Here is a 19,364-nt window from a genome sequence, read left to right as displayed (position 1 = left end):
GAAAAATACTCAATGTGGTGCTTTATCTTACTTTTTAAATATTCCAAAAGGTTTTCCTATCGGTAAGAATGTTCTGCCAAAGTGTGGATTTAAAACTGATGCTGCAGAACCATAAAAAGAAAAAATTGATATAAATAACTCTGAGTATGCAGCTAGTTCATGTGAGAACTCGGGCATAATTCCAAATGAGCTAAGTGATAAACCTAAAAACAAAAAGTTTATAAGGAAAAATATTATAAATAATACCTTATTTGTTTCGGCTGCTCCTATAGTCATAAATATAGTAAATATCAAATATCCTATATAGGCAAATCCTAGTTGTTTAGCATCTACTGTGGATGCTAAAGTTTGTCCAAACACTCCGCCTTTAATCATCCAAGAAGTTCCTACTGCCAACCAAAAGAATGCATATGCTCCAAAAGCAGTTGTTCCAAAAACGTTTTGTCTTTTTGAATCATTTAAGCAAGCAAATAGTTGTGCAAAACCACCTAGGAAAATTGCCCAAGGTAATACAAAAGAAGTTCCCTGTGTTAATCCTAACTTTTGTGATGATGCTACAAGTGTTACCATAGCTAGTCCAAATAGGCCTAATGCTGAAGGATCACAGTTTAAAATTTTAACATTTTGCGTCTGACTAGTACTCATGAGTACCTCCTCTAATAATATATTCCTATAAAAAATATCAGAATTTGTCGAGGATGTCAAACATATTATTTAGATTTATAATAATTAACTCGCATATACCCAAAATTCTCCAGTAATCGTTATTTATATATATCAGAAAACTCGATATTAATTCTTTCAGTGTTTGTTTCGTGCGTAAAACTTTCGTCCTCATTTTCTTCTAAAACCACTGCAGGGAGCTCAATAATAAACTCACTTCCAACGCCTAATTTACTTTTAGCATGAATTTTCCCACCGTGCATTTCTACAAAGGACTTAACAAGTGACAACCCAATACCACTTCCCTCACGATTTCTACTTAATGTTTTATCCACTTGCCCGAATCTTTCAAATATCACTTGAAGCTTGTCTTCTGGTATTCCTACACCAGTATCCCTTACAGAAATAGTAACACTGCTCTCCATATCAATTATATTTACATATATTACACCTTCAGGATTAGTAAACTTAATTGCATTTGAAAGCAGATTAAGAATAATTCGTTCGATTTTATATGGATCGAAGGCCATTACCTTTTCTTCTACATTAGTGTCGAATATAAGACTTATTCCTTTATCTTCTACATAGGAAGCGACAGACAATGTTATGTCTTCTACAACACTTATAATATTATAATTTTGAGCATTAAGTTTAAGAAATCCTGAATCTGCTCTAGTCACATCCAATAGATTATTAATTAATCTCATAAGCCTATAGCAGTTTTGCCGCATAACTTCTAAATACTTATCTTGTTTATCTTTGAATCCTTCACCAGTATTATTGTATAAACTTAATACCTGTACAGCAGCAAATATAACATTTAAAGGAGTCTTCAATTCGTGAGAAATATTGGAGAAAAATTCTGTGATAAATTTATTAAATTCACGGGTTTCTTTTAATAGCTCTATATTTTTTTCTACATCTTTTTGTAATTTTTCTACTTGCTTTTCCGGTGTAATGTCACGAAATATGCTTAGTATTGTTGGTTTACCTTCATATATAAAATAGGTAGATGTATTTTGTACAACAGCTATCTCCCTATTATTTTTTTCTATTTTATCTTCAAAAGTCAACATGATAGCTTTTTCATCATATACCTTTAGAAACTTTTCTTTCATACTATCTTTTTCATCACTAGGGATAAAATCTAAAATTGATTTTCCAATTAACTCTTCTGCATTCATGAAACCAATAAGCTTTGCCGCACCTTCATTTGAAAATATTAATTTATAATCACGATGAACAAAAATAGCATCTCTGGAATTCTGAATAAGCAAATTGTAACAAGCTTCGTTTTTCAGAAGTACTCCTTCCATATACTTACGTTGTCTGTCCTTTTCATTTAGTTCCTCATTCAGTTCTTTAAGCTGCTCATTTTTCATCTTTATGTTTTTATTTTCAATTTTTACATAGTATCCTAAGGGCCAAGCCGTCAAAATAAAAACACCTGCTAAAATCAAATCATTTTCAAAATACATGTTAATAGGACCTTGGGGTCCATATATTAAATCTATCATTAATATTATTATAGATGAAACTATAGCAGTAGCCATTCCATGTTTCATACCTAGTTGCAAGGTCGATGTAATAATTATAAATAAGAATAAAAATTTATATTGACTTAAATGAGCATCTGATTTAATAATGAGAATCGAGAATATTAGGATAAATATAAAATTTTCGACAATCTGGATTTCTTTGTTATATTTTGACAAAGCTCTATTTGTTGCAAGAAGCGTCCATATCCAGTAAATAACAATTATTACTCCTGTTATTACGCCAAATACAACTATGCTAAAATTGTCAGCCATAGTATTAGTAATTATCTGATCTTTTACTAAAATTCTATTATAAACAATTATTGCACAAAAAAGTAATGCTGCTAACTTTACAACAGATATAATATCATTTATATTTTTCTCTCTACTATGCTCAAAGTTATCCATAATTCTCACACCCACATATTTTTATTATTAATAATATAAGGACCGAAAATACGATCCTTATATTATTACAGTATTATTCTTCCCTAAGACATTTGGGCTCTTTAGGCTGATATGTTGCTATAAAGCATGCTGATGCTGATGTTGAAAGAGCAAAAAGTGTAAGCACACTAGCTCCTAACCCCATGATAATTCTCATAAATTTCTTTTTCATTTTAGTTCCTCCCTTTTTTAAATTCTAAAAAGTTATCTATTTTGTTAAAAATATTGTGTCCTATAGATGTAAGTGTTAAGACCTGCCATATAATGCCTATGCATATTGATTCTGCACTTTCTAATGAAAAACTATTGTTATATCTAAAATAAATAAATAATAATATAACCATAATTATAAGCAGTACATTAAGGATTAAAATAGATTGTCTTTTTAAACGTTGCCTTGTTTCAACTTTTCTTATTGGTTTAGCGGAACTATCTACAGGAGCAAGCTTATTAACAACGAAGTATGAAACCATTAAACATACTGCTCCTAGAACAATTAATATTTTAATATTGAATAACGGTAATATTTTATCAGTGATTAATGCTAAAGTTGTACAGACAACTCCTCCAATTATTGCGCAACTATTTGGAGAACTAAAATGAGCTCCTCCTGAATATTTTCTTAGCAATGCAATAGCAAAGGTAATAATTAGAGCATCTGTTAGTACATTGAAAATTGTTCCAAATAATACAACCCAAAAAATAGCCCATAAAACCTGCATCAAGCAAAATGCTCCATAGGCAATAATCTCTTCTTGATCCTTATTCAATTTTAATGAAGAAGCAACTTTATATCCTATTTTATTTGAAATTCTTTCAATTAAAAACATTTCTCTAATCATCTTCCTTCTTTCTGTACTTTAATATATATAATAATAAAATAATACTTCCAAATAATATTAGTGAAGGAGTAAAATATAGCACCTTCATTAATGGCTTATCTACTATTATTTGCATATCAACTTTTAGCCAATTTAAAACAAATACATTTAAGGATTCACATATTGATAATAGTATTGAAGAAATCATTATAGATGATATTGCTTTCATAATAGGTATTTTATTTATTGATGCTGTTATAATAATTAAAACACTAGTACTAATAACAATATTCACCCCAAAATTAATAGGTAGCATTCTTATAAAATACGTGCTTATAGCTGAAAGTACACTTGCTATGAAATAACGTTTTTTTTCAACATTTACATGAGCGATCATATAACTTGTCCATATAAATAAAAGTGACTCAGGAATAGCTCTAAATAATAGCTCAACTATGGTTATCTTTAGCATAAATATAAAATACCTTCCTAAATTCCAATTTTATTATAATTATACCACTATTTCCTCACAAGGAAAACAACTATAATACAAAATAAGGATGATTTCTACAAAAATAGAAATCATCCTTATTATTAGTAAAAAATAATTGCCGATGCATCATCCCCTGCTTTTAATCTAGGATATTTTTTCATATCAATATCTTCATTTTCAATCTTTCTTATAATTTCATATACTATGTTTAAACCTAATTCTTCTACTGCTGATATAATATTTGAGTGCTCAATATATTTATAGACATCCGCTATGGCTGCAAAGCCATCAGACATTAATAGAAACTTTTTATATTGTTCAAATTCTAACTCTCCTATAATAGCATTATCAATAGCTTCCCTATTAAACTCTAAAACCCAGTAGCCTTCAGGAGTATTTTTTAATAGTCTATGTTTAATTAATAAATCATTCACTCTATTTCTGGCTTCATTAAATCCTAGACCTTCCTCTTTCATGTGTCTTTTTAACTCTTCTACTGCAATACCATCAAGCTTTTCTACACTTTTATCTTTTATTTTAATGTGCTTACCGTCAACATTTTCAGCTATTAGTGTACAATCTCCAAGTAAAAAATATTCAATTTTATTATTATTAATGCGTATAAGAGCAATAGATGCAGAAGGTATGCTAAGCTTGTCTATAGAATTTGTTTTGTCTAATTTATAAAACTCTCTTTCAATAACTCTCATGCCATCTTCTATTATTTGTTTTAAAGTCAAAGACATATTATCTATATTCTTCTTAAGGTACTCATCCCATGCCTTAACAAACCAAGCTGCATCGCTAGAGCAACCTGTAATATTCTTTTTAGCAAGCCCAGTTGCTCCATCAATTACCCAACCATAGGTGTTAGAAGCAAAAACTATATCTTCGTTATTTTTATTGCTGGGAAAGGATATAGAGTTATAGTTTGTAAAGTACATAAAAACATCTCCAATCTATAGCTAAATATATATCTGTAATTTAATCTATTATAACAAATTTTCTGTAATATTTCTTAACATTACCGACATTCCAGTTTAACATCACTTAGATATGTCAACAATATTCATGTAGAGTCCAAAACCTTAAAATACAAATAAATGCTTTTAAATAAATTTTAGAGAAGGAATGCAAGTATGTTAAATATAGAAAAAAATAAATTGACTGCCAAAGATTATTTAGTTCTACCTATACTTATGAAGACATTTATACTAAGCTGTATCGCAATAGCCTTGTTTGTACTATTCTATCCTCCAATGCCAGGTGTTGCCGATCAAGGAGATTTTCAAAGAGTCATGACTGTAGTGGGCTTAAAAGAAATTTCATATAACTCAGCAGACTTTGATTCCCATTGGTTTAAATATATTACAAACAATTATGTAATGGTCCCTTTAGAACTAGAAAGACTCATTGGAATCATTCCTACAACTAGTATGATTTATCCTATAACACTAGCGCGAATAATATGTAAAATGCTAGGTTTTCAGTATTTTACAACTAAAGTATTGGCTTTTATTTATTCTTTAATGTATATATTAAGTTTGTATATGTGTGTTAAGTACATTCCTTTAAAAAGAGTAGGCACACATATATTTTTAGCTGTATTGTCATTATTTATATTGATGGATGGAGGATATCTTATATGGTTTAATAGCCTATACGGAGAGCCCATGATGATATTAGGATTACTTTTCTTTACAGCATCGGTTCTGTATTTTCTGCAAAACATACAAAAAATTAGTTTAAATAAAATATTGCTTGTTTTCACAGCAGCTTTTTTCTTCTTAGGTGCTAAAATGCAGTGTTTTTCTGCTCTACCCATCATAATTTTATTAATCTTAAGACTACCTCTTTTTGAGAATACATTTATCAATAGATTTAAGATGTCACTTCCTATTGCTTGCTTCACACTGCTGCTAGTTTTTTATGTTAAAGGTATATATTTGCAAATAAATAGTACTTGTGGAATAGATACTCAATATAACTCAGTTTTTTATGGTATATTAAAAAATTCTGAAAACCCTAAAAAAGACTTGAAAATTCTCGGTTTGCCGGAGGATATGTCCGTAGAAGCTGGCAAGCACGCTTACTTGCCCAAAGATCAATATATAAAATATGCTCCAGGTTCTCCCTTAACTAAGAATACCTTTAATAAAAATATAGATAATTTAAAACTCTTAAAATTCTATTTACTGCATCCAACGCGATTAATTGAAGGTATGGAATATACCGCTGCCCATTGCTTTGATACTAAAACTTCTCTTGGGAAATATGAAAAGTCTGATATAAAGAAATATACACCTAATTTTAACAGGTTCACTATGTGGTCAGATTTTAGAAATTCAAGATTACCAAAGAATCTATCATTTTTAATATCCTTTTATGTGTTAATTGCTTTAGTTTCAGTTATTGAATACATCAAGAGAAGAAATGATAGAGTAGAAATGTTTCGTATAGAACTATTATGGGCAATTATGATAATTGGAATTTTACAGTTTCCAATGCCTTACATTGGTAACGGAGAAGCGGATACTGCAAAACAACTTTTTTTATTTAATTATACTTTCGATATATTGTTTCTAGTTTCTTGTACTTGGATTTTTGATAAATGTTACTTCCTATTTCTAAAATCTCTGAATAAATAAATTTCTAAAGTGCTGCTGCTAAAACTGCGCCTACAAAGACCAATAGCTAATAAAAATAAAGACGTGGTATACAATTTTTTAAAATTGATACACCACGTTTTTAGCTTAAATATACTTATATAAATACTTCATTTAGCTGCATATTATGCTTCTTTTAAGAAAGCCTCATATCCCTTTGCAGCTTCATATATATCTGCTTTACTTGCAATTTCCCAAGGAGCATGCATATTATGAAGAGCAACACCACAGTCTATAACATTCATTCCGTACTCAGCTAATATATATGCTATAGTACCACCGCCTCCTTGGTCAACCTTTCCAAGCTCTGAAGTCTGCCATGTTACATTATGCTTATCTAAGATAGCTCTTATTTCTGCTATATACTCTGGACTAGCATCATTTGAACCTACCTTACCTCTTGAGCCTGTGTACTTATTAAATACTATACCTTTTCCCAAATATGCAGTATTCTTTTTCTCCATAACAGATGGGAAATTCGGATCATAAGCAGCAGTTACATCTGATGAAAGCATTTTAGAATCTCTTAATGTTCTTCTTAGCTTTATGTCGCTATATTCTCCACATAACTCCATAATTTCAGCTACTGTATTTTCAAAGAATCTTGAATGCATACCTGTAGCTCCAACACTTCCTATTTCTTCTTTGTCAACTAATAAAGTTACACAAGTTTTTTCTGGATTTTCTGTTTTTAACATAGCTTCAAAAGAAGTATAAGAACATATTCTATCATCATGTCCATATGCCATAACCATGCTCTTATCTAGTCCAAAGTCCCTTGCTTTTCCTGCTGGAACTACTTCAAGTTCAGCAGATACAAAATCTTCTTCTGTTATGTTATATTTTTCATTTAGCAATCTTAATATGTTTTGCTTAACTCTATCCTTTGCATTCTTATCGTTAATTGGCATACTTCCAACTAATACATTTAAGTCTTCACCTTCAATTACCTTGTTGGCCTTTTTATCCATCTGATCGGCTGCCAAGTGTATTAATAAATCAGATACTCCTACAACAGGATCCTTTTCATCTTCTCCAATAACAATATTTACTTTTGTACCATCTTTTCTAACAACAACTCCATGTATAGCAAGAGGAAGAGTTACCCATTGGTATTTTTTTATGCCTCCATAATAATGGGTTTCAAATAAAGCTAAATCAGTATCTTCATATAATGGATTTTGTTTTAAATCCATCCTTGGTGAGTCCACATGTGCTCCTAATATTCTCATTCCTTGGCTAAAAGCATTTGTTCCAATAGTAAACATAGCTAAAGCTTTATCCATGTTGTTAGCATAAACTTTATCGCCAGCTTTCAATGAGCCCTTTTGCTTTATGATATCCTCTAAATTCTTAAATCCAGCCTTTTCTGCTCTAGCTATAAATTCATGCACACACTCTCTTTCAGTTTTGCATTTTGACATAAATTCTTTGTATCCCTCTGATAGATCAAATAAACTTTTTAACTCATCATCAGAATACTTATCCCAAGCATATTCATATTTTTTTGTTAACTCTTTGCTCATACAAATTACCCCCTAAAATAATATTTTTTAAAAATAAAGGGAGTAAAAACTCCCTTTATACTTTAAATTATGACTATATTGCACTATCTATATCTTTATTTTGTCCAATATTTTTCTTTTGATAACTGCTATACATTAGCCATGCAACTAATGAGAAGAATACTGGTCCAGCTATACTCCAAATCGTGATTTCTATATTGCCATTTATAGCTGGTTCTATTATTGAGAATATGTTAGCAAAGCCTACTGTTAATATAACTACCAAAGTCCATAAATTAGCACTTCCTTGAGTTTTAAATACTTCAAATGGCTTTTTGATTTCTGACTTTCTCTTAAATGCTGGGAAAGCACCAGCTAAGAACATGTATGGTAGAGTCATAGCTACGTTAGTCATAGCAACAAGTATGTCAAAGAATTTAGACATTGAGTCTCCACCGAAAGCTACTAGGAATATCATTGCACAAACTATGATTGCTTGAATCCACATAGCATTTATTGGCATTCCATTTTTAAGTTCTCCCATTTTTCCAGGCCATAATTTAGCTGGAGTTCCTTCAATTAATTGTTTTAATGGCGAGAACATTAATGTAAAGAATGCACCAGATAACGCTAAGAACATTGAAAGTCCAACGAATCTAGCAACACCATGAGCCATCATAGTAGCAGTAGCTTGGCTTGCTCCAAAAGCAGTACCAAGTGCGTATCCTAGGTTAGCCATAACAACATAACTTGCGTTTCCTAAGTGAACGCCTTCTGTGTTCATAACGCTTGACCAGTTAGTGAATATACCAACTAAGAATATACCTGCTGAATATCCTATTGTTATTACCGCTGCTGATATAATAACACCTTTAGGGAATGTTTTTTCTGCATTTTCAGTTTGGTCAACAAGACCTCCAACAACTTCTATACCACCATATGCAAATATTGCATAAACTACGAATGCTAATGAAACTATTGTATTTCCAACAAATTTAGGATTTGGTGATTGTGTGAATGATTTTAATCCTTCGATTGGTTGTGCTAATTGTCCATGATTTCCTATAAGTACTGCTATAGCACCAATCCAAACAATTATATTTAATGCTGCAACTGCTGTACCACCTAATGATGTTACTTTTTTAATCTTATCTAAACCTTTACTTGATACATATGTTACAAATATTATCCATAGTATTCCTAATATTCCTAAAGTCTTTGGTCCAGATAGTCCAAGTAAATGCCAGTTCTTTGTTGTGTCTTGTCCAAATATAGCATTTGAAACTGGAACCCATAAACCTGATGCAACGTTTACCATCCAAATTACATAGGAAGCATACCACATGAATGTTCCCATAAATGCGAATTTAGGTCCTATAGACTTTTCCATCCATGAGTAGATTCCACCTTTTTCATCTTTGAATGCTGCACCAAACTCAGCCATCATTAATGCAAAAGGAATAAAGAATGCTATTCCTGATAGGATGTACCATGGAATCGCTGCATATCCCATTTTATAGAATGATCTTGGGATATTGTTAAATCCATAAACTGATGTGAAGATCATTAATACTAATGATATCAACGTTAGTTTTTTAGTCGAGTTTGTATTTGAACTCATTTTGTTTCCTCCTAAAATATTAATATCGTTTTCATTGTTAAATTTAAAATTATTATGCCTGTTGTTTATTGCTAAATATTGGTTTGCAAAGCTCTGCAGAACTTCATTTTAATTATGAAACTCCTCTTCGTAAACTCTGAGGAGTAAGCGACCATATCAAAATCCAAGGTTTTGTATGTCTGCTTATGTTAATCTATTGTCAATGTATTATATACTATAACATTTTTTTAAATTGTCTAAATCATCTCAAAGTATGAATCGATAGGTTGAAATATATATAATATGAACTCATACTTTTAGCTGACTATAAATATCTATGTCGAAAAATGATGAATTTATAAAACACATTATAGGATTTTTAACTATATAGGTAGCTTATACTATAATCTAATACTCTGAACTAATAAAAAAATTGCAACGCAAAATTTTTAAGAGGACATTTGACAAAGGACAAAGGACAGTGAAGGTGAGTTTTCTTTCTTGCGTCAGAAAACTAATTTATTTTTGAGCTCGTTTCACTAATGCGAAACATCAGCTTATAAATATAATCAAAGATTTTTCGTAGTGTAACGTAGAAAAATCCTCCTTCATTGTCCTCTGTCAATTGTCCTCTGTCCTCTAAAAAATCGCGTCGCAATTTTTTTAAATAATTCCTATTTCTTTAGCTTTTGCTACAGCTTGTATTCTGTTGCGAACACCTAATTTACTGAATATATTCAGTATATGGCTTTTAGCTGTACTTTCTGAGATAAATAGTTTTTGTGCTATTTCTGAGTTTTTTGCGCCGTTTTCTATAAGCATTAGAACTTCTTTTTCTCTCTTGCTTATTAGTTCGTTATTTTCTTTAGTTGAATACAGTGCCAATATTTTATTTAGGTATTCTCCCATCCTATGATAGTCTTTATTAAATTTCATAGCTTTTATAGTTTTTAATAAAATTTTACTCATTTTTAAATGCTTGAATAGAAATCCCCTAACAAATCCATTCTCGTATCCAATGTTTAGAGCTTCTCTTAAATCCTTTGTGGCATTTTCATATTGATCTTTCTGACAAAAGATTTCTGCTCTATAAATATGGGCTCTTATACTTAAGTATTTGTTATCTTGTTCTTTATCGGAATTTAAAACCTTATTTAATAACATTAATGCATCATCAAATTTACCCTTGAAGATAAGCATCTTTGCAAAGACAACCATTTCCTCTGTAAGTCTAAAGTCCATTATTGTAATACGCTTTTCTACAAGGTTAATCTTGTCGTATTCCATGAATCTTTCCATTTTGAATATCTCAAAATAATCCTTTAACTTATGAAAGTGGTACCTATCTAGCAGTTTATTATCGCCATATTTTTGTGACAATTCCTCTATTTTTTCATTAATTTTATCCACTTCACCTTTACTGCCTTTTTCCATAAGTATTCCTTGATAAACATAGTATCCTAAGCATAATGTGTAATAGTGGGTATAGAAGTCTCCTTGTTTCTCCGCAAATTTTATACCTTTTAGTACATATTCTTCTGCCTTAATAATTTCATTTTTTTCATAATACACTAATGCTAATATTATATAAAAAATTGCCATCAACGATGGTTTTTTCAACTCGTCACTCACATTATTACTTAAACATTCACTACAAATATTTTCACATTCAATTAATTGACCTCTTAAGAATTTTGTAAAAATTATTGCTCTATTTATTACTAGACTCAGGCTATTATCTTGATAAGATTGACTCAAAAGCGCTGCTTGATTAAAGCTTTTTTCCTCAGAACTAAAATCCTTTGAATAAAAGTATGCTATTCCTAGCTTTAAGTTTATTATTGCACTCCAAAATACGTCATTTTTCAGATAACCTAATGCGTCTTCATAATATTTTATACTTTTTATATATTCTAATCCTATGAGACTTTTGTCTCCCTTAACAATAGATAATGTTCCTAAACACTCATTTCTATACTCTTCATCCCCATAGCTTTCGATCATCTTCTCAGTAAGCTCTAAGTATTTATTATAATTAGTATCATCGTATATATGTATATACATATAAGTTATACAAAGTCTTGGATTTTTTATGATAATATCCTGCGGCATATTTTCTAGCCAATACATTACATAGAAATAATCATTGCTTAAAATCTTTTTTATACATTCTTCTTCTACTAGCTTTTCTACCTGTTGAAAATTTTCTACTTTTACATATTGATTGATAGCATTATTTATGAGTTCATTTCCCTCATACCACTCAGCAGCTCTGTTGCTAGCCTCATAAATTTTATCTTTATTTAATCCGCTTGCTTTATTAATCAAAAACTCTTTAAAAAGTCTATAATACCTAAAGGATTTCCCGTCACAATCTAATTTTTCAATAAATAAATTTTCCTCATATATTTTCTCAAGAATTTGTTGACTGTTTTTTTGACAGTTAACTGCATTACATAAATCTGCTGTTAACTCATCTAAAATACATGTATTTAATAAAAATTCTGTGGTTTCCTCTGATTGATTATTAAAAACTTCTTCACAAAAATAATCCTGTACATATTTATTACTTCCACAAAAGCTTTCAACCAGTTCCATCATGTCCTTTTTTTCATGCATAGATAGTACAGCAATCTGTAACCCCGCTATCCAACCTTCTGTGCGCTCATTTAATATTTTTATACCTTCCTCTGGTATTTGTACTCCCATATTACTTAGAAATTCCGAAGTTTCGTCTAAAGAAAAGCTTAATTCGTTTCTGTCTATTTCAGTTACTTCTCCATCTAATCTTAATTTTGAGATATTTATATTCGGCTTTGTTCTGCTGGTTATTATAAGATGAATATTATCAGGAATACTATCTATGAAATGCTTAATCCCTAAAAGAATATCTTTGTTTTTTATACAATGAAAATCATCCATTACAAATACTAAATCCTTGTTTATCAATGAAATACCATTTAACAGCGCTTCTATTATTGATTCAATTGAAACATCTTGATCATCAAAGTTTATTGCATCGCATTTAAAACCATTATTCTTCAATTCCTCAATTATTGAAACAAAACAGCTCCAAAATACCTCTGGATTGTCATCTCTTTCATCTAAGGAAACCCATACTGTATTGTCAGATAAGTTTCTCAAACTTATCCATGAAATAACGGAAGTAGTTTTTCCACTTCCTGCTGGAGCTGATATAATAGTAAGCTTTGTGTTTAAAGCTTTATCTAACTTATTTAACAATTTTTCTCTGTAAATGATTTTACATTTCTTTTTTGGGATCATAAATTTAGCCTTAATATGCTTATAGTTTAATATCATTTTTCACATCTCCCAAACATTTTTTATATTTCCGCAAATAGTTCAACTATTTTAAGTATTACCTCTACGGCCTTTTCCATGGCATATGTCGGGATATACTCATATTTGCTATGTATATTATGCCCACCTGAAAATATATTTGGTGTAGGAAGTCCCATGTGAGAGAGTTTACCGCCATCCGTTCCTCCTCTTATTGGTCGAACATCCGGAAACACATTTACTTCTTTCATGGCTTCAATAGCTATATCAACAATATACTTTACAGCTTCTATTTTTTCTTTCATGTTTTTATACTGTTCGGTAATCTCAATTACAGCTGTTCCTTCACCATACTTTTTATTTACATTTTGCACCAAATCAATAATGAACTGCTTTCTTCTCTCGAAATTTTTTGAATCAAAGTCTCTTATAAAATACTGAATTTTAGTCTCTTCTACTCTCCCACTGATTGACCCTATATGATAAAATCCATCATATCCTTCTGTATTTTCTGGAGTCTCTTCTTTTGGAAACATACTCATTAACTCTGATGCAATACTTATAGAATTTATCATTCTTCCTTTGGCTTTTCCTGTGTGATAACTTATTCCGTTTATAGTTATTTTTATACTAGCTGCATTAAAATTCTCATATTCTAATCCGCCAATAGACTCTCCATCAAGGGTATAAGCCAAATCAGCATTAAATTTTTCAACATCAAAGTACTCTGCTATTTTTCCAACCTCTTCATCAACGGTAAAGGCAACCTTAATAGTTCCATGTTTAAACTGTGGATTCTGTATCAAAAATTCCATAGCAGTCATAATTTCAGCAATTCCTGCTTTGTTGTCTGCACCAAGAAGTGTTGTACCATCTGTTGTAATTAATGTCTTACCAATATAATTTTTTAATTCTGGAAACTCTTTAGGAGAGAGGATTACATTTTGCTCCTCATTTAGTATTATATCTTCACCACTATAATTTTCTACAAACTTAGGATTTACATTTGCTCCTGAAACTTCTGGGCTAGTATCCATATGTGCAATAAATCCTACGATGGGAATGTCTTTGTCAATATTGGCTGGTAATGTTGCCATTATATAGCCATTCTTGTCTAAACAAATATCTTTCATTCCAATCTCTTCTAACTCTTTTACTAAGTCTTTGGCTAATTCTAATTGCCCTGGAGTAGTAGGAATTGTTGCGGAATTTTCATCAGATCTAGTGTCATATTTTACATACTTGATAAATCTTTCTACGACTTTAGACATTGGTGTCTCTCCTCCAAAATTTAATCTTTTTTATAGGCTATATATTAACCAGTGGCGATAGACACCGGATAAAGTATCTTCTATAATACTAATTTATATTATAATTTAAAAAAATAAAAGCCTCATTCTAAATAAATTTTAAGTTTTATTCTGCAACCAATGTCTTGGATAGATAATTATAAGATTTGCAATCAGCCTAAAGTATGATTTTATAGGTGGATTAATTTATTGTGATTAGTTAGAGCAAAGTAAATTTACTATTCTAGCATATAACAAAAACCGTACTAAACTAATAGTACGGTCTTTGATATGTATGGTGGAGGCGGTGGGTGTCGAACCCACGTCCGAAAGCAGTAATACCTAGGCATCTCCGAGTGCAGTCCTTAGTTTAAACTTCCCTTCACCAGACGCCTAAGGACAGGCTGCTGGCTTCAGTAGCTTCATAATTTCCGTTCTCTACTCAAAGCTTTGTAGAGCTCGGTACCCCGCTGTCGACGCCCTATCCTAAGCCGCGGGACTCAAAGGGAGGACGTAGCAGACTAAGCTGCTAATGCAAAATTATCGTTTGCGTTTATCTTTATTCCCGTAGTTTTTTAACGCGGGCCCACAGGCTCCCTCGACTCGCTTCCTAAATACAACGCACCCCCGTCGAAACCAAGTACGCCCCCATATTAAAAGTTGATAGCTGATACTATAGATTATTAGTTAAATTAACTAAGTATCATCTTATAAATAACACTTTCAACTGTTATATATGGCAACAGTGTGTTGCTACGCAAACTTATATTAAATTTTCAATGATTCATATTGGCATCATCACCTGATGATTACTATATTACATCAAATTTAATTATTAATCAATAGTAAATGTTACATAATTAAAACCTAATTGTAAGCCCTAGAAATTAATTAAGTTACTATTATTAATGAAATTAATAAATCTAATCAGTATTAATACTTTGATTTTTCCTTCATCTGTCTATCTATATCTCTCTTAGCTGCTTTTTCAAGCATAGCATCTCTTTTATCATAATTCTTCTTACCTCTAGCCACTGCTAGATTAACTTTTACTCTTCCGTTCTTAAGATATAGAGATAGCGGAATTAATGTATATCCTTTTTGAGTAGTAAATCCTAAAAGTCTAGAAATCTCGCTTTTATGAAGAAGCAGTTTTCTATCTCTAAGGGGGTCCCTATTATATATGTTTCCCTTCTCATATGGACTTATGTGCATATTGCAAACATACACTTCTCCATTTTTTATTTCAGCATAGCTATCTTTTAAATTCGCTTTGCCTAATCTTATAGATTTTACTTCTGTTCCAACAAGCTCGATACCTGTTTCCATACTTTCTTCAATAAAATAATCGTGCCTTGCTTTTCTGTTTTCAGCTAGAGTTTTATTGTTTGATGTACTTTTAGCCATAAAAACACCTACTTTAGATTTTATTCGTAGTACTAAATTATATAATATAAGTAAGTTTATGTCAAGTCCTGATATAAACCTTGCAATTTTTATCAGAGGACAATTGACAGAGGACAGTGGACAGTGAAGGAGGATTTTTCTCCACTATATTGCGAAAAATCTTTAATTATATTATAAGCCGATGTTTGAGATTAGTGAAACGAGTCTCAAAAATAGTTTGTGTCAAGTTCCAGTGGGTAATTTATTTTTTAAAATTCTCCATTATGATTCAGTTAAAATTTTTATTCCTAAAGGGCTTCGCCCGAAGCCTGTAATTTGTAACCTTTGAATATAGCTATTAAAGAAGCATCTGAACCAGAGTATTAACAAATTGATACAGCCTAACGGCTTGCGACAAAGTCGCCTATTGCGAAAAAATAATTAAAGGTTTTCCGTAGTGTAACGGAGGAAAATCCTCATTCTCTGTCCTCTGTCAATTGTCCTCTGTCCTCTAAAAAATAATGCTCCACATTATTTTTATGTTACGAATTGAAGATATAAACAACTACATAAAAAAGGTTTAATACTGAATTTAACTTCTTCAGTATTAAACCTTTATATTTCCGTACGTTCTATAGTTCTTACCTTAATTTTCTCTGAAATTCTTCTGTCAATACTACCGCTGATTCTCCTTCATTGTTTAAATCCTTATTTCCTATTCCATCTGTTGTGTATTCATCTTCACCTATCGGTGACATTGATGCCTGCTTTAATGTATTTTCTTCTTTGTCTTTATCAGTTTCTGTTTGATCAACGGGATAGTTGTTCATTTTGACATTTTCACTGTTTAAGTCGCTATTTCCTATTCCATCTGTTGTATACTCACCTTTTTCCATATCTTCTTCCTCTCCTTTAAGGATCTCAAAGTATATTTCATGGGCAAACATATCTACTCTTGCTACTTTTATTTTCACTTCATCGCCAAGTTTATATATTTTCTTAGTTCTTTCTCCAATTAAGCTTAAATGTCTCTCATCATATATATAGTAATCGTCATCTAGAGTGCTAAGATGTACAAGACCTTCTATAGTATTTGGAAGTTCAACAAACATTCCAAAGTTTGTTACTGAAGATACTATACCTTCATATTCCTCACCTATTCTTTCACTCATATACTCGGCCTTTTTCAGATCATCTACTTCTCTTTCTGCGTCTTGAGCTGTTCTTTCTGTTTCTGAAGATTGCTTTGACGCATACTCTACTTCTGCAAGCAATCTCTTAGATCTCTTTTCATCTATTTGACCATTTATGAATTCCTTTATTATTCTATGAATTATAAGATCAGGATATCTTCTTATAGGTGATGTAAAATGACAATAATATTTAGCCGCAAGACCAAAGTGACCTACACAATCTGGTGAATATCTTGCTTGCTTCATTGAACGAAGCAATAAAGTACTTACTACTGTTTCTTCCTTTTTACCTTTTACTTTTTCTATTATACTCTGTAGCATTTTAGGACGTACTTCTTCACCAAATCTAACAGCATATCCTAAATTGTGTATAAACTCACTAAAATGAGCAAGCTTTTCTTCATCTGGATCCTCGTGAATTCTGTATACAAAAGGCATGTTAACCCAAAACATATGCTCTGCTATAGTTTCATTACATACAAGCATAAATTCCTCAATTATTCTATTTGCTATAGCTCTTTCATATGGCTTAATATCTACTGGTTTACCCATTTCATCTAAAATTATTTTGCACTCTTCAAAATCAAAGTCTATAGCTCCACGGCCTAGTCTCTTTTTATTTAAAACACCACATAGTTCTTCCATAAGCTTAAAAGTATCTACTAAATAATCATATCTTTGCATAAGCTCAGGATCTTGCTCTGTAAGTATGTTTGTTACATTTGTATATGTCATTCTTTCACAGGTTTTTATTACACTTTCTACGATCTCATGGTCAACAACCTTACCAGTTTTATCTATTTCCATAAAACAACTTAAAGTAAGTCTATCAACTCTAGGGTTAAGACTGCATATGCCATTTGACAGCTTTCTAGGCAGCATAGGTATTACTCTGTCTATTAAGTAAACTGAAGTTCCTCTATTTAAAGCCTCTTTATCTAAAGGATTCTTTTCCTTTACATAATTAGATACATCCGCTATATGAACTCCAAGATAGTAATTACCATTAGGCAGTTTTTCAATGGATATCGCATCATCTAAATCTTTTGCATCCTCACCATCTATAGTTACAATCGTTAAGTCTCTTAAATCTTTTCTTTTTTTGTATTCTTCTTCTGGTATTTCATCTGGTATTCCATCTGCATATGCCTCTACCTTTGGAGGGAATTCCTCTGGTAAGCCATATTTTTTAATTATGGTTAATATGTCAATTCCTTTATCACCTTTTTTACCTAGTATCTCCTTAACTTTTCCTTCCGGATTTCTCCTCTTATCTGGCCATGTAGTTATTTCTACAATTACTACATCTCCAGTTTTTGCTCCATTTTTACATTCTTTAGGTATAAATATATCTTGGTATATTCTTTTTTCCTCAGGGACAACAAATCCAAAGTTTTTACTATCTTCAAAAACTCCTATTGCAGTCTTATGTGCTCGTTCAAGAATTCTTATTATTTCCCCTTCACATTTTTTTCCTTTATTCTCTTCTCTGGTTATCTTTACAACAACTTTATCTCCGTGCATAGCACCATTCATATATGATGATGGTACAAACACATCTGGCCTTTCCTCTTCCGCTATTACAAAGCCAAAGCCTTTTTGATGACCTTGAAGGCGTCCAACTACTAATCCCATTCTATCTGGTACCCCATAGTGCTCAGTACGAGTTTTTACTATTTGCCCGTCCTTTTCCATACCACTTAATATTTTTTCAAAATCTTTTCTTTCTGATTTCTTTATATCAAAGACCCTTTCTAACTCAATTATATCCATAGGCTTATACGCTTGTTCTCTCATAAAGCTCAAAAGCACTTCTCTTATATTCATCTTTCTCACCCCGTACATTTTAGATTTTAATAAAGGTAGGTTTATATTACCTAAAACTAATCATTATTATCTTTATAATAATCAAAGAAAAATATTCAACAATATTTACATTAATATTAAATTTTAGAAGTAATGCTGAATTTTTATTCTTATATTATAGCAAATTTATCCAACAGTCAATTGATTTAGGGAAAAATAAATAGAGCGGTCTTAAAACTCCGCTCTACATATGTAAATCTAAAATATTACTTTATTATATTCTGTAATAAACATAATACTGCAAATATTATTGAACATATAACTGTAATTCTTGATAGTCTTGCTTCAGATGTTCTTGACTTGTTCCTAGAATAAAATGACTCTCCAGTTCCGCCACTTACTAATCCGCTTAATCCATTAGTCTTACTTGGCTGCATTAATACAACTGTTATTAGTATTACTGCTACTATAGCCTGTATAACTGTTAAAGCAATACGCATGTTTCTCCACCTCCTGGTATTATAACACATCTTACATTTTAACATATAGATTTAGTTATTACAATAATATGATAAAAATGCTCTGCAAAATATTTATGAATTGACTACATCTTTCTTCTCCTTTTCTAAAAGCCAACTAATTTATTATAAAATCTAT

At 31.0% G+C, this 19,364-nt stretch carries 13 protein-coding genes, 1 other RNA gene and 1 pseudogene; 1 reads left to right on the top strand and 14 read right to left on the bottom strand.

Going from position 1 to position 19,364, the window contains the following annotated elements:
* Positions 1-27: 27 nt before the first annotated feature.
* The 6 genes from I6U51_RS12695 to I6U51_RS12670 form a co-directional block, all read right to left on the bottom strand.
* On the bottom strand, positions 28-645 hold the full coding sequence (locus I6U51_RS12695; RefSeq protein WP_211142985.1) for an acetate uptake transporter: 618 nt from the start codon (positions 643-645) through the stop codon (positions 28-30).
* Positions 646-764: 119 nt separating this feature from the next.
* Entirely contained in the window at positions 765-2,609 is a 1,845-nt protein-coding gene (locus tag I6U51_RS12690; protein WP_211142984.1) for a PAS domain-containing sensor histidine kinase, read from the bottom strand.
* Positions 2,610-2,682: 73 nt separating this feature from the next.
* Positions 2,683-2,820 carry a cyclic lactone autoinducer peptide gene (locus I6U51_RS12685; RefSeq protein WP_211142983.1) on the bottom strand — a complete coding sequence of 46 codons (138 nt, stop codon included), beginning with the start codon at positions 2,818-2,820 and terminating at the stop codon, positions 2,683-2,685.
* A gap of 1 nt (position 2,821) precedes the next feature.
* Complete coding sequence (locus tag I6U51_RS12680; RefSeq protein WP_211142982.1) at positions 2,822-3,478, bottom strand: accessory gene regulator ArgB-like protein; 657 nt, start codon at positions 3,476-3,478, stop codon at positions 2,822-2,824.
* A 4-nt stretch (positions 3,479-3,482) separates the two neighbouring features.
* The gene (locus I6U51_RS12675) at positions 3,483-3,941 is read right to left on the bottom strand and encodes a hypothetical protein (RefSeq protein ID WP_211142981.1); all 459 of its coding nucleotides are present in this window, start codon (positions 3,939-3,941) and stop codon (positions 3,483-3,485) included.
* A gap of 122 nt (positions 3,942-4,063) precedes the next feature.
* Entirely contained in the window at positions 4,064-4,906 is an 843-nt protein-coding gene (locus tag I6U51_RS12670; protein WP_211142980.1) for a protein phosphatase 2C domain-containing protein, read from the bottom strand.
* Between the two features lie 195 nt (positions 4,907-5,101).
* On the opposite strand from I6U51_RS12670, the gene wsfD reads away from it, so the two are divergent.
* Positions 5,102-6,610, top strand: coding sequence for a glycan biosynthesis hexose transferase WsfD (gene wsfD / locus I6U51_RS12665; RefSeq protein WP_211142979.1), 1,509 nt, complete (start codon positions 5,102-5,104; stop codon positions 6,608-6,610).
* Positions 6,611-6,753: 143 nt separating this feature from the next.
* On the opposite strand, the gene I6U51_RS12660 is transcribed toward wsfD, so the two are convergent.
* The 8 genes and pseudogenes from I6U51_RS12660 to secG form a co-directional block, all read right to left on the bottom strand.
* Positions 6,754-8,154: an aminopeptidase gene (locus I6U51_RS12660; protein WP_211142978.1), complete on the bottom strand. Its 1,401-nt coding sequence runs from the start codon at positions 8,152-8,154 to the stop codon at positions 6,754-6,756.
* 73 nt (positions 8,155-8,227) lie between these two features.
* Positions 8,228-9,754, bottom strand: a complete 1,527-nt coding sequence (yjeM, locus tag I6U51_RS12655; RefSeq protein ID WP_211142977.1) for a glutamate/gamma-aminobutyrate family transporter YjeM — start codon at positions 9,752-9,754, stop codon at positions 8,228-8,230.
* Positions 9,755-10,396: 642 nt separating this feature from the next.
* On the bottom strand, positions 10,397-13,054 hold the full coding sequence (locus tag I6U51_RS12650) for a winged helix-turn-helix domain-containing protein (protein ID WP_211142976.1): 2,658 nt from the start codon (positions 13,052-13,054) through the stop codon (positions 10,397-10,399).
* A 23-nt stretch (positions 13,055-13,077) separates the two neighbouring features.
* Positions 13,078-14,304 (bottom strand): peptidase T, encoded by a 1,227-nt coding sequence (gene pepT, locus I6U51_RS12645; protein ID WP_211142975.1) that lies wholly within the window; start codon positions 14,302-14,304, stop codon positions 13,078-13,080.
* A 314-nt stretch (positions 14,305-14,618) separates the two neighbouring features.
* Positions 14,619-14,972: a transfer-messenger RNA gene (gene ssrA, locus I6U51_RS12640) on the bottom strand.
* Positions 14,973-15,255: 283 nt separating this feature from the next.
* Complete coding sequence (gene smpB, locus I6U51_RS12635; protein WP_211142974.1) at positions 15,256-15,729, bottom strand: SsrA-binding protein SmpB; 474 nt, start codon at positions 15,727-15,729, stop codon at positions 15,256-15,258.
* 857 nt (positions 15,730-16,586) lie between these two features.
* Positions 16,587-18,728 (bottom strand): annotated as a pseudogene (gene rnr / locus I6U51_RS12630) (ribonuclease R); the annotation flags it as partial.
* Positions 18,729-18,973: 245 nt separating this feature from the next.
* A complete protein-coding gene (secG, locus tag I6U51_RS12625) occupies positions 18,974-19,207 on the bottom strand; it encodes a preprotein translocase subunit SecG (RefSeq protein ID WP_211142973.1) in 234 nt (77 codons plus the stop codon).
* Positions 19,208-19,364: the final 157 nt, after the last annotated feature.

Source organism: Clostridium aciditolerans (genome assembly GCF_016316925.1).
GTDB lineage: Bacteria > Bacillota > Clostridia > Clostridiales > Clostridiaceae > Clostridium_AM > Clostridium_AM aciditolerans.
The sequence above is the reverse complement of the archived record's forward strand: the minus strand, read 5'-3'. Positions and strand labels throughout refer to the sequence as shown.

Bases quoted from the DNA above. Each gene is read 5' to 3' on its own strand.
- I6U51_RS12695 (WP_211142985.1), bottom strand. From the start codon at position 645: ATGAGTACTAGTCAGACGCAAAATGTTAAAATTTTAAACTGTGATCCT.
- I6U51_RS12690 (WP_211142984.1), bottom strand. From the start codon at position 2,609: ATGGATAACTTTGAGCATAGTAGAGAGAAAAATATAAATGATATTATA.
- I6U51_RS12685 (WP_211142983.1), bottom strand. From the start codon at position 2,820: ATGAAAAAGAAATTTATGAGAATTATCATGGGGTTAGGAGCTAGTGTG.
- I6U51_RS12680 (WP_211142982.1), bottom strand. From the start codon at position 3,478: ATGTTTTTAATTGAAAGAATTTCAAATAAAATAGGATATAAAGTTGCT.
- I6U51_RS12675 (WP_211142981.1), bottom strand. From the start codon at position 3,941: ATGCTAAAGATAACCATAGTTGAGCTATTATTTAGAGCTATTCCTGAG.
- I6U51_RS12670 (WP_211142980.1), bottom strand. From the start codon at position 4,906: ATGTACTTTACAAACTATAACTCTATATCCTTTCCCAGCAATAAAAAT.
- wsfD (WP_211142979.1), top strand. From the start codon at position 5,102: ATGTTAAATATAGAAAAAAATAAATTGACTGCCAAAGATTATTTAGTT.
- I6U51_RS12660 (WP_211142978.1), bottom strand. From the start codon at position 8,154: ATGAGCAAAGAGTTAACAAAAAAATATGAATATGCTTGGGATAAGTAT.
- yjeM (WP_211142977.1), bottom strand. From the start codon at position 9,754: ATGAGTTCAAATACAAACTCGACTAAAAAACTAACGTTGATATCATTA.
- I6U51_RS12650 (WP_211142976.1), bottom strand. From the start codon at position 13,054: ATGATATTAAACTATAAGCATATTAAGGCTAAATTTATGATCCCAAAA.
- pepT (WP_211142975.1), bottom strand. From the start codon at position 14,304: ATGTCTAAAGTCGTAGAAAGATTTATCAAGTATGTAAAATATGACACT.
- smpB (WP_211142974.1), bottom strand. From the start codon at position 15,729: ATGGCTAAAAGTACATCAAACAATAAAACTCTAGCTGAAAACAGAAAA.
- secG (WP_211142973.1), bottom strand. From the start codon at position 19,207: ATGCGTATTGCTTTAACAGTTATACAGGCTATAGTAGCAGTAATACTA.